12 protein-coding genes are annotated in these 13,101 nt (G+C 64.7%); 6 read left to right on the forward strand and 6 right to left on the reverse strand.

Features of this window, described 5'->3' with window-relative positions:
- Window positions 1-57 precede the first annotated feature (57 nt).
- The 3 genes from RQH62_RS09420 to RQH62_RS09430 all read right to left on the reverse strand — a co-directional run bounded on the left by RQH62_RS09420 (window position 58) and on the right by RQH62_RS09430 (window position 3,290).
- The gene (locus RQH62_RS09420; RefSeq protein ID WP_311268502.1) at window positions 58-780 is read right to left on the reverse strand and encodes an SPOR domain-containing protein; all 723 of its coding nucleotides are present in this window, start codon (window positions 778-780) and stop codon (window positions 58-60) included.
- A 13-nt stretch (window positions 781-793) separates the two neighbouring features.
- The gene (gene argS / locus RQH62_RS09425; protein WP_311268503.1) at window positions 794-2,521 is read right to left on the reverse strand and encodes an arginine--tRNA ligase; all 1,728 of its coding nucleotides are present in this window, start codon (window positions 2,519-2,521) and stop codon (window positions 794-796) included.
- 160 nt (window positions 2,522-2,681) lie between these two features.
- Window positions 2,682-3,290 carry a hypothetical protein gene (locus RQH62_RS09430; protein WP_311268504.1) on the reverse strand — a complete coding sequence of 203 codons (609 nt, stop codon included), beginning with the start codon at window positions 3,288-3,290 and terminating at the stop codon, window positions 2,682-2,684.
- A gap of 174 nt (window positions 3,291-3,464) precedes the next feature.
- On the opposite strand from RQH62_RS09430, the gene ispH reads away from it, so the two are divergent.
- The 3 genes from ispH to rnhA all read left to right on the forward strand — a co-directional run bounded on the left by ispH (window position 3,465) and on the right by rnhA (window position 5,966).
- Window positions 3,465-4,424 (forward strand): 4-hydroxy-3-methylbut-2-enyl diphosphate reductase, encoded by a 960-nt coding sequence (ispH, locus tag RQH62_RS09435; RefSeq protein ID WP_311268505.1) that lies wholly within the window; start codon window positions 3,465-3,467, stop codon window positions 4,422-4,424.
- A 121-nt stretch (window positions 4,425-4,545) separates the two neighbouring features.
- Window positions 4,546-5,523, forward strand: a complete 978-nt coding sequence (gene thrB, locus RQH62_RS09440) for a homoserine kinase (protein ID WP_311268506.1) — start codon at window positions 4,546-4,548, stop codon at window positions 5,521-5,523.
- Entirely contained in the window at window positions 5,520-5,966 is a 447-nt protein-coding gene (rnhA, locus tag RQH62_RS09445; RefSeq protein ID WP_311268507.1) for a ribonuclease HI, read from the forward strand. The genes thrB and rnhA overlap by 4 nt, the downstream gene beginning before the upstream one ends.
- Before the next feature lie 9 nt (window positions 5,967-5,975).
- Here the strand turns inward: rnhA and RQH62_RS09450 are convergent, their stop codons facing one another.
- The 3 genes from RQH62_RS09450 to RQH62_RS09460 form a co-directional block, all read right to left on the reverse strand.
- Complete coding sequence (locus RQH62_RS09450; protein WP_311268508.1) at window positions 5,976-6,767, reverse strand: nucleotidyltransferase family protein; 792 nt, start codon at window positions 6,765-6,767, stop codon at window positions 5,976-5,978.
- Window positions 6,768-6,807: 40 nt separating this feature from the next.
- Window positions 6,808-8,301, reverse strand: coding sequence for a M23 family metallopeptidase (locus RQH62_RS09455; protein ID WP_311268596.1), 1,494 nt, complete (start codon window positions 8,299-8,301; stop codon window positions 6,808-6,810).
- Between the two features lie 226 nt (window positions 8,302-8,527).
- Window positions 8,528-9,154 carry a glycosyltransferase family 29 protein gene (locus RQH62_RS09460; protein ID WP_311268509.1) on the reverse strand — a complete coding sequence of 209 codons (627 nt, stop codon included), beginning with the start codon at window positions 9,152-9,154 and terminating at the stop codon, window positions 8,528-8,530.
- 261 nt (window positions 9,155-9,415) lie between these two features.
- Between RQH62_RS09460 and RQH62_RS09465 the strand changes: the two genes are divergently transcribed.
- From RQH62_RS09465 to fdxA, 3 genes are all read left to right on the forward strand, one after another.
- On the forward strand, window positions 9,416-12,220 hold the full coding sequence (locus RQH62_RS09465) for a helicase-related protein (protein WP_311268510.1): 2,805 nt from the start codon (window positions 9,416-9,418) through the stop codon (window positions 12,218-12,220).
- Window positions 12,213-12,509: an RNA-binding S4 domain-containing protein gene (locus tag RQH62_RS09470; RefSeq protein ID WP_311268511.1), complete on the forward strand. Its 297-nt coding sequence runs from the start codon at window positions 12,213-12,215 to the stop codon at window positions 12,507-12,509. The genes RQH62_RS09465 and RQH62_RS09470 overlap by 8 nt, the downstream gene beginning before the upstream one ends.
- Window positions 12,510-12,656: 147 nt before the next feature.
- Complete coding sequence (gene fdxA, locus RQH62_RS09475) at window positions 12,657-12,995, forward strand: ferredoxin FdxA (protein ID WP_120250657.1); 339 nt, start codon at window positions 12,657-12,659, stop codon at window positions 12,993-12,995.
- The last annotated feature ends 106 nt before the right edge of the window (window positions 12,996-13,101 follow it).

A 13,101-nucleotide genomic window follows, 5' to 3' on the forward strand; every position in this document is an offset into this window, starting at 1 on the left:
GGTAGCGAGAGAAAGCGCGATTGTCGAAGGGGAAGAGCAGCGCCCTTCCCCCTCATGTCAGTTCACGACCATGCAGCTTTCGCCAGCTACCTTCAGCTTGCCGCAGATGGTGCCGGCCTGTCCACCGGCGCTGGCGCGCAGGCGGTAGACAGTGCCGCCGCCGACTTGGGCCGGCTCGACCGTCATGGCGAGCGGGGCAAGATAGGCGAAGCGCTTGGACAGCTTGGTCCAGGCATCCTTGGCGCCCGATGCGCTGCCATAGGCGCCGAGCTGGATCATCGCGCCGCCCGCAGCCGGCTTGGCCGTTGCGGTCGGGCGCGCGCTGGTTTCGTCTGTGACGCGCGCGGTCACGCTGGCAGCGGGTTTGTTGGGCGCGGCCGGTGCAGGACCGGCTGGTGCAGGCGCCGTCTTCGCGATCGGCGCTTCGGGCACGCGGCTGGGATCGATACGGCCGTCGCGCGCCACGCCTTCGCTGGCGGCGAAGCTGGCATCGCCTTCACCATCGAACTTCTTGGCGTCAGCCTCATTGGCGGCGATCTTGTAATCCTCGGTCGGCGCAGCGATCAGTTGCCCCTCGCCCGCGCCGCCGCCGCCATTGCGATTCTGCATCCACCAGACGCCCGCGACCACCGCGCCGATCAGTGCGAGGCCGAGCAGGATCAGGCCCAGCAACCGCATGGGCGAGATGCGGTCATCCGCCTCATCGTCAATGGCCGGCTCCAGCCAGGGCAGACGATCCTCGTCGTCCAGATCCAGTCGTCCGCGCGCATAATCGCTCATGGTGTTCAGCGCCTCACTGCATTTCCGTCAGGGCCGCAACGCCCATCAGCGCCAGACCGTTGCGGATAATCTGCCCTATTCCTTGTGCAAGGAAAAGGCGCGTTGCGGTCAACGCCGGCTGATCGGCCAGGATGACGCGCGCCTGCGGATCATCATTGCCCATATTCCACCACCCATGGAAGGCGGAGGCCAAGTCATTGAGATAGAAGGCAACACGGTGCGGTTCGCGGGCTTGCGCCGCCCCTTCCACGACGCGCGGGAATTGCGCGGCGAGCTTGACCATATTCAGCTCCGCCGTCCCAAGAAGGGACAGGTCGGGCGCGGGCAGCACGATCCCGGCCTCCTGCGCGCGGCGGCCGAGCGAGGAAATGCGGGCATGGGCGTATTGGACGTAGAAGACCGGATTGTCCTTCGACGCTTCCACTACCTTGGCAAAGTCGAAGTCCATCTGGGCGTCGGCCTTGCGCGTCAGCATCGTGAAGCGGACGACGTCCTTGCCCACTTCCTTAACCACATCGGCCAAAGTCACGAAATTGCCGGCGCGCTTGGACATTTTCACCGGCTCGCCATCGCGTAGCAGGCGGACCATCTGGATGAGCTTGACGTCGAACCGCGCTTTGCCCTCGGTCAGGGCGGCGACGGCGGCCTGGATGCGCTTCACCGTGCCGGCATGGTCGGCGCCCCAGATGTCGATCAACTGGTCGGCGTTCTGCGCCTTCTGGTAATGATAGGCCATGTCGGCACCGAAATAGGTCCAGCTGCCGTTCGACTTCTTGATCGGGCGATCCTGATCGTCGCCGAACTTCGTCGAGCGGAACAGGGGTAGTTCCACCGGCTCCCAATCGTCGGGCAGTTCGCCCTTGGGCGCTTCCAGCACTCCGTCATAGACGAGGTCGTGGGCGCGCAGCCAGGCTTCAGCCTGTTCCGGCTTGCCCGCCGCCTGTAACTCCGCCTCGGACGAGAAAAGGTCGTGATGGATACCGAGCAGCGCGAGGTCATCGCGGATCATGTCCATCATCTTCGCCACGGCGACGGTGCGGAAGGTGACGAGCCAGTCGGCTTCGGGCGCGCCGACAAATTTGTCGCCATATTCGGCGGCCAACGCCTGCCCCACCGGGACGAGATAGTCGCCGGGATAGAGGCCTTCGGGAATCGCGCCGACATCCTCGCCCAGCGCTTCGCGGTAACGGACATGCGCCGAGCGGGCGAGCACGTCGACCTGACCGCCCGCATCGTTGATATAATATTCGCGTATGACCTTATGCCCGGCATATTCCAGCAGCGTGGCGAGCGCGTCGCCCACCACCGCGCCGCGACAATGGCCCATATGCATGGGACCGGTCGGGTTGGCCGAGACATATTCGACATTGACGGTCACGCCCTGCCCGAAATCGGACCGGCCATAGTCATCGGCATCCACATGGATCGCGGCCAGTTCCGCGCGCCAGGTCGGATCGTTCAGCGTCAGGTTGATGAAGCCGGGACCGGCGATGGTCGCGCTTTCGACCTCATCCAGCGCCTGCAACTTGGTGACGATCGCATCGGCCAGCGCGCGCGGGTTGGTGCCGGCGGGCTTGGCCAGCACCATGGCGGCGTTGGTCGCCAGATCGCCATGCGATGGATCGCGCGGCGGCTCGACCGTCACCGGCTTGCGGTTGAGGCCAGCGGGCAACGTGCCATCAGCCTCCAGCGCGTCGAGCACGGTATCGAGATGGGCGGTGAAACGGGTGTAAAGGGACATTATGCCTGGTCCTATATCGCCCGTTCGTCCTGAGTAGCCATTGAGCGAAGTCGAAATGGCGTATCGAAGGACTGCATCGCACCCATGCTTCGATACGGGGCTTCGACAAGCTCAGCCCCTACTCAGCACGAACGGCTAAATTGAGTAAGTCGAGCGAGCCTTAACGGGTCGCGTTATATCGGAGCTGATCCTGGGTCAGGTTGAAACCCACGAGCAGCTCGAAGCTGGTCTTCTGGAGCGCCGCCTTGACGTCCGGCTGGGCGAAGGGGTCGATCGCCGCGTCGGCGTCGCCGGCCTTGCGCTTCGCCGTGATCTTCTGCTGGATTTCGGCGGGCAACGTGGCGGCGGCCTTTTCGACATAGCTGCCGGCCTTCGCCTGCGCGCTGGCGCGATAGTCGCCGGCCGCGAAGTTCAGCGTCACCTGCCCGACCCGCTTGGCGATCACGGCGTTGCCGCCACGCACCACGGCCGAGAAATAGGGCAAGGTCACCTGCCGCGCCGCGCTGGCGTCGCTGCGCCGGGCGTTCACGGTGAAGGTCGCCTCGGTGTAGAATTGGGCGCCATCCGCGCAGGTGGAGCGCAAATTGGTGATATCGGCCACCACATCGATCGCCGCCGCGTCGGTCCGGCCGGGCGCGGTGAAGAGCGTGATATCGCCGGTTTGCGCGGGGATCGCCGCCGTCGGGCAGGCCGAACGCACGGCGACGATACCGCCGGTCGCATCAATCTCACCACGCCGCGAGCAGCCCGCCAGAGCCAGGGCCAACATTCCGGTCAGGGCGATAGGAGACAATTTCACAGGCAGATATTCCTTCGATTGGCCCACAAGACCAGACGCTTTGCGCTTCCTTATCCATCCGCCGCCTGCCACGCAACTGCCCATCCCCTCCAACCATAAGGAAGCGGCTTTCATCCGGCGCTACATTCGCCTAAGCGGCAGGACATGACGCACGCGCCCGCCACCCGCCCGCCGATGAAGCTCCTGATCGCTGCCCCGCGCGGCTTCTGCGCCGGGGTCGACCGAGCGATCATCATCGTCGAAAAGGCGATCGAAGCTTATGGCGCGCCGGTCTATGTTCGCCATGAAATCGTCCATAACAAGTTCGTGGTCGATGGACTGAAGGCCAAGGGCGCGATCTTCGTGGAAAGCCTGGATCAGGTGCCCGACGGCGTACCGGTCGTCTTTTCCGCCCATGGCGTGCCCAAGGCGGTGCCGGCCAAGGCGGAAAAGCGCGGCCTCTCCTATCTGGACGCCACCTGCCCGCTGGTCAGCAAGGTCCATCGTCAGGCCGAACGGCAGGTCGCGGCCGGGCGCCATATCCTGTTCATCGGGCATAAAGGGCATCCTGAAGTGATCGGAACGTTCGGTCAGGTACCGGATGGCACGATGACGCTGATCGAAACGGTCGAGGATGCCGAGGCGCTTGCTCCCGCCGATCCCGACAATCTCGCCTTCCTGACGCAGACGACATTGTCGGTGGACGATACCGCTGCGATCGTCGCCACGCTGGAACGCCGCTTCCCCACCATTTCCGCGCCGAAGGGCGAGGATATCTGCTACGCGACGTCCAACCGCCAGACGGCGGTGAAGGCGATCGCAGCGCAGTGCGACGCCGTCTATGTGATCGGCGCGCCCAACAGCTCCAATTCGCTGCGGCTGGTGGAGGTCGCCGAACGGGAAGGTACCCCTGCCCGCCTGATCCAGCGCGCGAGCGAAATCGACTTCGACTGGCTGGAGGGCGTGAAGACGCTGGGCCTGACCGCCGGTGCATCCGCCCCCGAAGTGCTGGTACGCGAGGTGGTGGACCGGCTGGCGGAGCGCTTCGCGGTCGAGGAAGAGCAGGTGGAAACCGCGCGCGAAACGATCGCCTTCAAACTGCCGCGCGGACTGGAAGCGGCCTGAACCTTTGTGAAAACAGGTTTTTCATCCGTCATTGCGAGCGTAGCGAAGCAATCCAGTGGCGGCACGATGGATTGCTTCGCTACGCTCGCAATGACGATCCTCCAGATGAAGATAGTGTGAAATGGCCGTCTACACCCACGTCCCCGCCGAAGAGATCGACGCCTTCCTCACCCGTTATGACGCCGGCCGGCTTGTGTCGGCCAAGGGCATTGCCGAGGGGGTGGAGAACAGCAATTATCTGCTGGAAACCACCGGCCATGATGGGCACGGCCATCGCTACATCCTGACGCTCTATGAAAAGCGGGTGGATGAGGCGGACCTGCCCTTTTTCATGGACCTGCTCGACCATCTGGGCGCGCGCGGTTGCCTGGTCCCCCGCTTCATCGCCGATCGGGAGGGCAAGCGGCTCCAGCAATTGTCGGGTCGCCCCGCCTGCCTGATCGAGTTCCTGACCGGCATCAGCGTCACTGAACCGACCGCCGGGCAGGCGCGCGCCGCCGGCGTGGCGCTGGGCGAATTGCACAAGGCGGCGCAGGGCTTTGCCAGTGAGCGCCGCAATGCACTGGACAAGGATGGCTGGCACGCGCTGGCGGCAAAATGCGGCGAAGATTTCGACCAGATCGAACCGGGCCTTGGCGCGCGTGTCGCGGCGGAACTGGCCTTTCTCGACGCCCATTGGCCCGCCGACCTGCCGCGTTCGGTGATCCATGCCGATCTCTTCCCCGACAATGTGCTGATGCTGGGCGATGAAGTCACTGGCCTCATCGACTTCTATTTCAGTTGCACCGACATTCGGGCCTATGATCTGGCGGTCACGCATAGCGCGTGGTGCTTCAGCAATGACGGCGCGATCTGGCATGGCGACCGGGCCGAGGCGATGGGCGAAGGCTATGCTGCCGCGCATGGCCTGAGTGATGCCGAGCGGGCCGCCTTCCCGATATTGTGCCGAGGCGCAGCTTTGCGCTTCTTGCTGACGCGCGCTTATGACTGGATCAACACACCCGCCGATGCGATGGTGACGCGCAAGGATCCGCTCGCCTATCTGCGCCGGCTGGATTTCTATGCCAAGGCCGATCCGGCGGAATTGCTGGGCGCATGACCGACCTTCCCAAAGTGGAGATTTTCACCGACGGCGCGTGCAAGGGCAATCCCGGCCCCGGCGGCTGGGGCGCGGTGCTGCGCTTTGGCGACACGGAGAAGGACATTTCCGGCGGCGAGGCGCAGACGACCAATAACCGCATGGAAATGATGGCGGCGGTCGAGGCGCTCAATATGCTCAAGAAACCCTGTCAGGTGACGCTCTATACCGACAGCAAATATGTGATGGACGGCATCACCAAATGGGTGTTCGGCTGGCAGAAGAAGGGCTGGCGCACCGCCGACAACAAGCCGGTCAAGAATGTCGAAATCTGGCAAATGCTGCTGAAGGCCGCCGCACCGCACAAGGTGACGTGGCAATGGGTGAAGGGCCATGCCGGCCACCCGGAAAATGAGCGGGCCGACGCGCTGGCCTGCGCGGCGGCGGAGAGTTTCCGGAAATAAGGCGACCGGTCAGCGCCGCAGGATCGCCTCGATCAGCGTCACATCTTCCGGCTTATCGGCGTCGATACAGGCTTCCGGGCTGTCCATCGCGACCAGCCGCGCGGTCAGGCCGAACTTGCGGCCGATCCGCGCCATCCCGCCGCGCAGCGTCAGGATGCGCAGCAACGCGCCCAGCAGCGCGAAGGGGCCGAAGGCGGCAAGAATCTTCCAGCCCTTCTTGCGGTTCTGCTCCACCTCCTGCCACAGGCTGATGATCGCGCTGGCCTTGTCGCTGCCGAACCAGAAGATGTTCGCGCCCGACCACCAGCCGTCGCGGAATTTGAGCCAGGTGCGGCGCGATTGCGGATAGCGGGCCAGCAGGGTCGCCCGCTCGACCATGGCGACCGCGACGTCCGCCCCGCTCGCTTCCGCCACGAACTGGTCCAGCATGGCGCGGTCGAGCAGCACATGGTCGGCCGTGGTCATCAGGATCGGAAACGGCACGTCGCCCCCCTCCAGCAGCGCCAGCAGCGAGGCGGCGATGCCCTGCCCGCCCTTTTCGAAGCGCACACGCGGATGCTCCGCCAGCCAGGCGGTGGCGGGATCGGCGGCGAACAGGTCCGCGCGCTGGGTCAGGATCACCACCTGCCCGATCGCGGGATGATCCAGCAGCGCGCGCGCCGGGCGATTGATCATCGGCTCGCCGCCCACCGGGACGAGCGGCTTGACCGCCACCCCGGCAGCCTGCGCCAGGGGATCGGGAATGGGGCGCGCACCCGCGAGCAGGATGGCGGTGACTGCGGCGGGGCGAGGAGAGGTCATAGCCGCGCGTTAGCGGAGCCACCCCGTGGCGGAAAGGGACTTATTTGCCCGAAGCCACGGGAGCGGCCGGTGCCTTTTGCGCGAAATTGTCGTGCAAGCCGACGCGCAAGCCCTGATATTGCGCCAGTCGTGCGCGGAAGGCGGACAGTTCTGCCCCTGCCAACTGCGCCGTCGTGGTGAACTTCACCGACAGCGGATTGACCGTCGCGCCATTGCGATACAGCTCATAATGGAGATGCGGTCCGGTCGACAGGCCGGTCGATCCGACATAGCCGATCACCTGACCACGCCGCACCCGCTGACCCGGTGCCGCAGCGATGCGACTCATATGAGCATAGCCGGTTGCCAGGCCGCCGCCATGCTGGATGCGAACATAATTGCCATGGCCGCCATGCCGCCCGGCAAAGGCGACCACGCCATCGGTCACGGCGTAGATGGGCGATCCGTAGCGCGCCGCAAAGTCGATGCCCGCGTGCATGCGGGTATAGCCCAATATCGGGTGACGCCGCTGGCCATAGCCCGACGACATGCGCCCGGCGACCGGCGCGGACAAGACGCCGCGACGTTCGCCCACGCCCGACGCCTCGAACCATTCGGTGCGGCCGTCCTTCGTCCATTTCAGCATGTCGACCGACTTGCCGCGCGATCGCCGGAGGCCGGCATAGAGGAGGTCGCCCACCTCCACATCGCCGGTTTCGGCGCGGCGATATTCGGTGACGATGTCGTAGCGGTCGCCCGCGCCGATGCCGCCCAGATCGACCTGCCCCGCGATGACGCGCAGGAAGGCCTGAACCGCCTTGGGCGGCGCACCGGCTGCGCGGGCCGAGCGATAGATGCTGTCGCCGACCACGCCCTGAATGCGCAGCGGCGTATTGTCGACGCGGATCGGGATGCGCCTGACCGACAGCACGCCGCCTGCGCGCGTCAGCTCCAGATTGAGGTCGAGCCGGGCGCGGAAGGCCAGCTTGTCGAGCGGACGCGGCCGGTCGCGGCTGGTGCGACGGCCCAAGATGATGTCGAGCCGCGTGCCGGGCTTCACGCCCTCGCTCATGTCGCCACCGACCATCGCCGTCACGGTGGCGACGTCACCGCCGCTGACCCCCGCGCGCGACAAAGCGCGGGCCAGCGTGTCGCTGCTGCCGATCTGGGCACTAAGTTCGATCTGCGGCCGCTCCGGCGTCTCGCGCAACGGCTGCACCGCGTCGGTCGCGCCCATATGCCGCCCGCTGTCCGCGCCGAGCGCGAGCGGCGTCATCATCTGGCTGCGCACCTCGTCATAATGCGCGTCGCTCAGACCTGGGCCGGGCAGCCCTGGAATCGGCTGAAAGGAAGGCGAGAGGTAGAGCGCCGTGGCACAGAGGCCGAAACAGGTGGCGAGGCCCCGGAACCATGTGAGGCTGCCGACCCGTTCGGCAAGGTCGGGGACCAGATCGACCTCATCCGCCCAGTCGCGCAGGCGCGTGCGCCAGTCGCGGGGCTGCGGCGCGGCACCGGCACCGGCACGCGCGAGGGAATCGGCCATCCACAGCGACATCGACGCGCCGCCCTGTTGCGATCCCAACTGGCTTTCCTGAAACAAACCCGCGACCCCAAAGGCATTTTTATCATTGCTGCGCCGGCAACGTCCCCCGCGCCATGCGTGGGCGGGACTGTTGTGAACGCATAGGGTTAAAGTCAAATAAAGACGTTTGAGTGACGAGCATCCATGCGACGAACCGTGTCGATCATGCGAGCGAACCCCGTGCGCGCGTCTGCTCCTTCTACCGATTGATGCGGATCGCCCCTTGATCTGCCATGGCGTTCAAGACCTCGAACTCCAGTTCCGGCGGACAGTGCCAGCCCAGATGCTGATAGGTATGCGCCGATGATCGGGCGAAGAAGTGGGTCTTCCACCCCTTCTGCTGGATATCCTCAACCTCGATGCCGTAAATATCGACCGGCTTTTCCGGCAATTTTGGTCCGAGCAGCAGCGACAGGATCGTGATGCCCGACCGGGGCGGGCGCTTGTGCTTGTAGCGCTTGTCGATCATGCGATTGATGATGGAAAAACACCGTTTGCGCACGAATTCCTCGAAATCCTTGTGGAAATAGCAGCGTGCCGGATCGACGCCATGCTCCACCAGGAAATCGACATTGTCCAGCTTGGTCAGGATCGGACAATCCATGGTCGCAAAATTGCGGCGATAGGCTTCCGCCTTTTCCGGAATGATCGTCTCCGCCACATAGAGAAGATCGGTCTTCGACCCGACATCGGAAACAAATCCGTCAAGCTGGGCGCGATTGAAACGAACAACGGTGCGGTGCGCGTCGATGCGGGGACCATTGCCGGCATTCAGCAGAATGGACGAGCTGCCAACCACGGCGACATCGTCTGCCAGGAGGTCCATGCCACCCAGAATATCATATTTTCGCGGCACAACAGCGCCGCGGGCGTCTATTCCCGCCTGAACAAAATCATGCATCATCGTGCTGAAAACTCGTCTGAACCCCGTTGAATCGGAAAACTATTGTCCCGTTACAGCGGGGTCAAGCGACGATAGTTTTCGCTTGATCGCAGAGCATTGATATCGCGGCCATGGCCCGATCCAACGGAAACGCAGCGAAACACCCTTGCGGGTTCCTGCCGCTTACCCGACATAGGGCGGACCATGGCCCAGTTCGCCCGTTCCCCCATCACCGCCGTCCTGGGCCCAACCAATACCGGCAAGACCCACCTCGCCGTGGAGCGCATGTGCGGCCATTCGAGCGGCATGATGGGCTTTCCGCTGCGCCTGCTGGCGCGCGAAGTTTATGACCGGGTGGTCGCGATCAAGGGGCCGCAATTGGTGGCGCTCATCACCGGTGAGGAAAAGATCATCCCGCCCGGTGCGCGCTATTTCCTGTGTACCGCCGAATCCATGCCGATCAGCGGCGGGCGCGAGACGGGAACCAAAGAGGATTTCGCTTTTGTCGCGCTGGACGAGGCGCAACTGGGATCGGACCCTGAACGTGGTCATATCTTCACGGATCGACTGCTGCGCGCACGCGGCCGGGAAGAGACGATGATCCTGGGCTCCGCCAGCATCAGCCGGCTGGTCAAGGCGCTTGTCCCCGATGTCGAAATCATCGGCCGCCCGCGCTTTTCCACCCTCTCCTATGCTGGCGCGAAGAAGCTGTCGCGCCTGCCCAAACGGTCCGCCATCGTCGCCTTTTCGGCCGAAGAGGTTTACGCTGTCGCCGAAATGCTGCGCCGTTTCCGGGGCGGTGCGGCGGTGGTGATGGGCGCGCTCAGCCCCCGTACCCGCAATTCGCAGGTACAGATGTTTTTAAATGGCGAGGTCGACTATCTGGTCGCGACCGATGCGATCGGCATGGGCCTGAACCTCGACGTCGCGCATGTCGCCTTTGCATCCCTGCGCAAATATGACGGTCGCCGCAGCCGCCGCCTGACCGTCAGCGAAATGGCGCAGATCGCCGGGCGCGCGGGCCGTCATCACAAGGATGGCACGTTCGGCAGCCTGGGCGGTGAGGATGGCGACGCCGCCTTCACGCCCGAAGAGATCGAAGCGATCGAAGCACATCGCTTCCCGCCGATCGAACAGCTTTTCTGGCGGAATGGCACGCCGAATACCGACCGGCTGGAGCATTTGCTGGCCGATCTGGAACAGAAGCCGCAGCGTCCAGAACTGCGCGCAGCGCCCGAGGCGGTGGACCTTGCCGTATTACGCAGGATGGCCGACGATCCGCTGGTGATCGAGCGGGTCAAAGGCAAGCGACAGGTGGAACGGCTATGGAGCGCCTGCGGCCTGCCCGATTTCCAGAAGCTGGGCGCGGACCATCATGGCCGCACCGTCAGTCGCATCTGGCAATTCCTGTCCGAAGGCACCGGTCATATCCCGCGCGACTGGTTCGCCCAGAATCTGGCCCGGCTCGATTCGGTGCAGGGCGATATCGACACGCTGTCGGGCCGGATCGCCGCCGCGCGAACATGGTCCTACATCGCACACCGCCCCGACTGGCTGGCCCATCCCGCCGAAATGGCAGAACGCACCCGCGCGCTGGAGGAAAAGCTGTCCGATGCGCTCCACGCCGCGCTGACGCAGCGTTTCGTCGATCGGCGCACCTCCGTCCTGCTGCGCGATATCGGGCAGAATGCGAGCAACCTGCCGGTCACGGTGGAGCCGGATGGGAGCGTCTGTGTCGATGGCGAGACGATCGGAAAACTTGACGGCTTCCGATTCTCGGTCGATCCCGCTACGCGACATCAGGATCGAAAGATGTTGCTGGCGGCCGCGGAACGGCGCCTTGGAAAGGTATTACGAGTGAAGGCAGACGAATTGGTGGGCGCGGCGGATACGGATTTCGCGCTCATGGACGAAGCAGGACAGGCACCGGGCATCGCCTGGGGCGAAACGCCGGTGGCATCGCTGCTGGCGGGACCAAATCTGCTGGCCCCGGAAATTCGGCTGGATCGCGCGCTACTTAGCCTGGGTCAGGATGTGCAGAAGCAGGTTGCGACCCGCCTCGCCGCCTGGGTTGAGGCGCAGAAGCAGAAGCATCTCCTCCCCCTCGTCAAGATGAGCGAGAGCGCGTCCGATCCGGAAGTCCCCGCTGTCGTGCGCGCCGTCTTTGCCCAGCTGGGTGATGCCGGCGGCGTCATCGCGCGCACCGATCTCGATTCGGCGCTCGGCCATCTCGACAAGGATCAGCGCCATCTGCTGCGCAAGGCGGGCATCGATATCGGCGTGCTCGACATTTATCATCCCGGCCTGTTGAAGCCCGGCGCGGCACGCTGGCGCTCGGCGCTGCTGGCGGCGCGCATCGCCAAGCCGTGCCTGCCGCTGCCCGGCCCCGGCCTGACGCTGATCCCGGCGGGCGAGAAGTTCGAACAGATGGGCGCGCGCATCGCCGGTTTCCGTGGCTTTGGCGACCAGATGCTGCGCATCGACATGGCCGAACGCATGGCCCGCGCCGCGCATGAAGCCATCGCCAAGAACGAAGCCTTCACCCATGCCAGCCCGCAAATCGTCTCGCTCGGCCTTTCCGAACCGTCCTTCCTGCAACTGATGCGCCTTGCCGGCTTCCGTCCGGTCACGCCGCCGGCACCGGCAGCGGTGGAGGAAGCCTCTGTGCAAGCCGCCGAAACCCCGGCGGAAGGCACGGACGCTGTAGAAGGCACCACCGAAGCGCAGCCGGCGCCCGCCGCTGGCGCCAACTGGGCGTTCAGGGGCCGGCAGAAGCCGCGTGGCGATCGTCCGCAAAATGGCCGCCCGCATCAGGGTCAACAGGCCCGCAACCAGCAACCGCGCGACGGCAAGGACAGCGGCAAGCCCAGCGGCGGCAACCGTCGTTCCGACAAGGATGGCCGTCCGCCGCGCGCCGGTTCGCCCCACCCCGCCTCGCCCGGCAGCACGCCGGCGCCGGCCAATAACGCCTTTGCCGGTCTGGCCGACCTGCTCGGCCGCAATGGCTGACCCGGTGTCCGGCGTCGGCCATGGGCCGACGCTGCGCATCGACAAATATCTGTGGTTCGTCCGGCTGTGCTCCAGCCGGTCGAACGCACAGAAATTGGCCGAAGATGGTCATATCCGCCTGAACGGTCGCCGGATCGACCGTGCCCACTCCCCCGTGCGGGCGGGCGACCTCATCACCTTCCCCCATTTCGACAAGGTGCGCGTCGTCCGCGTCGCCGCCCTGCCGTCACGGCGCGGCCCCGCGCCGGAAGCCCAGGCCTGCTATGAGGAACTGACGGTCGGCGGGTGAACCGCCGGCTCTGATGCAGGCCCGCAAAATTGCGAGTCGTTCGCACGAAACCGGCCCTAAAGCCCTGACAACAATATCCTCATTGACCTTCGCGCGTGTGGGGCATAGCAGGGCCGCGCTTTTTCCAATCCTACGAGTGCCCAGACAATGACCTATGTCGTGACCGACAATTGCATCCGCTGCAAATATATGGATTGCGTCGAGGTCTGCCCCGTCGACTGTTTCTACGAGGGCGAGAATATGCTGGTCATCAACCCGAACGAGTGTATCGACTGCGGCGTGTGCGAACCGGAATGCCCGGCCGAAGCCATCCTGCCCGATACCGAAAACGGCCTGGAAAAATGGCTGGAGCTGAACACCAAATTTTCGGCCGAATGGCCGAACATCACGGTGAAGGGCGAAGCCCCCGCCGATGCCGACGAAATGAGCGGCGTGGAGAATAAGCTGGAGAAGTTCTTCTCGCCCGAACCGGGTGAAGGCAGCTAAGCCCGGCGCTGCGGCGTCCCATATTGCGCCACAAGAACAGACCCACCCCCAGACATTGTGTCCGGGGGTGGTAATTTTGTTACGAATCTGCTAAATAGGTCCGCGA

Origin of the sequence: Sphingobium sp. WCS2017Hpa-17 (genome assembly GCF_031843765.1) — a bacterium.
Classification (GTDB): Bacteria; Pseudomonadota; Alphaproteobacteria; order Sphingomonadales; family Sphingomonadaceae; genus Sphingobium.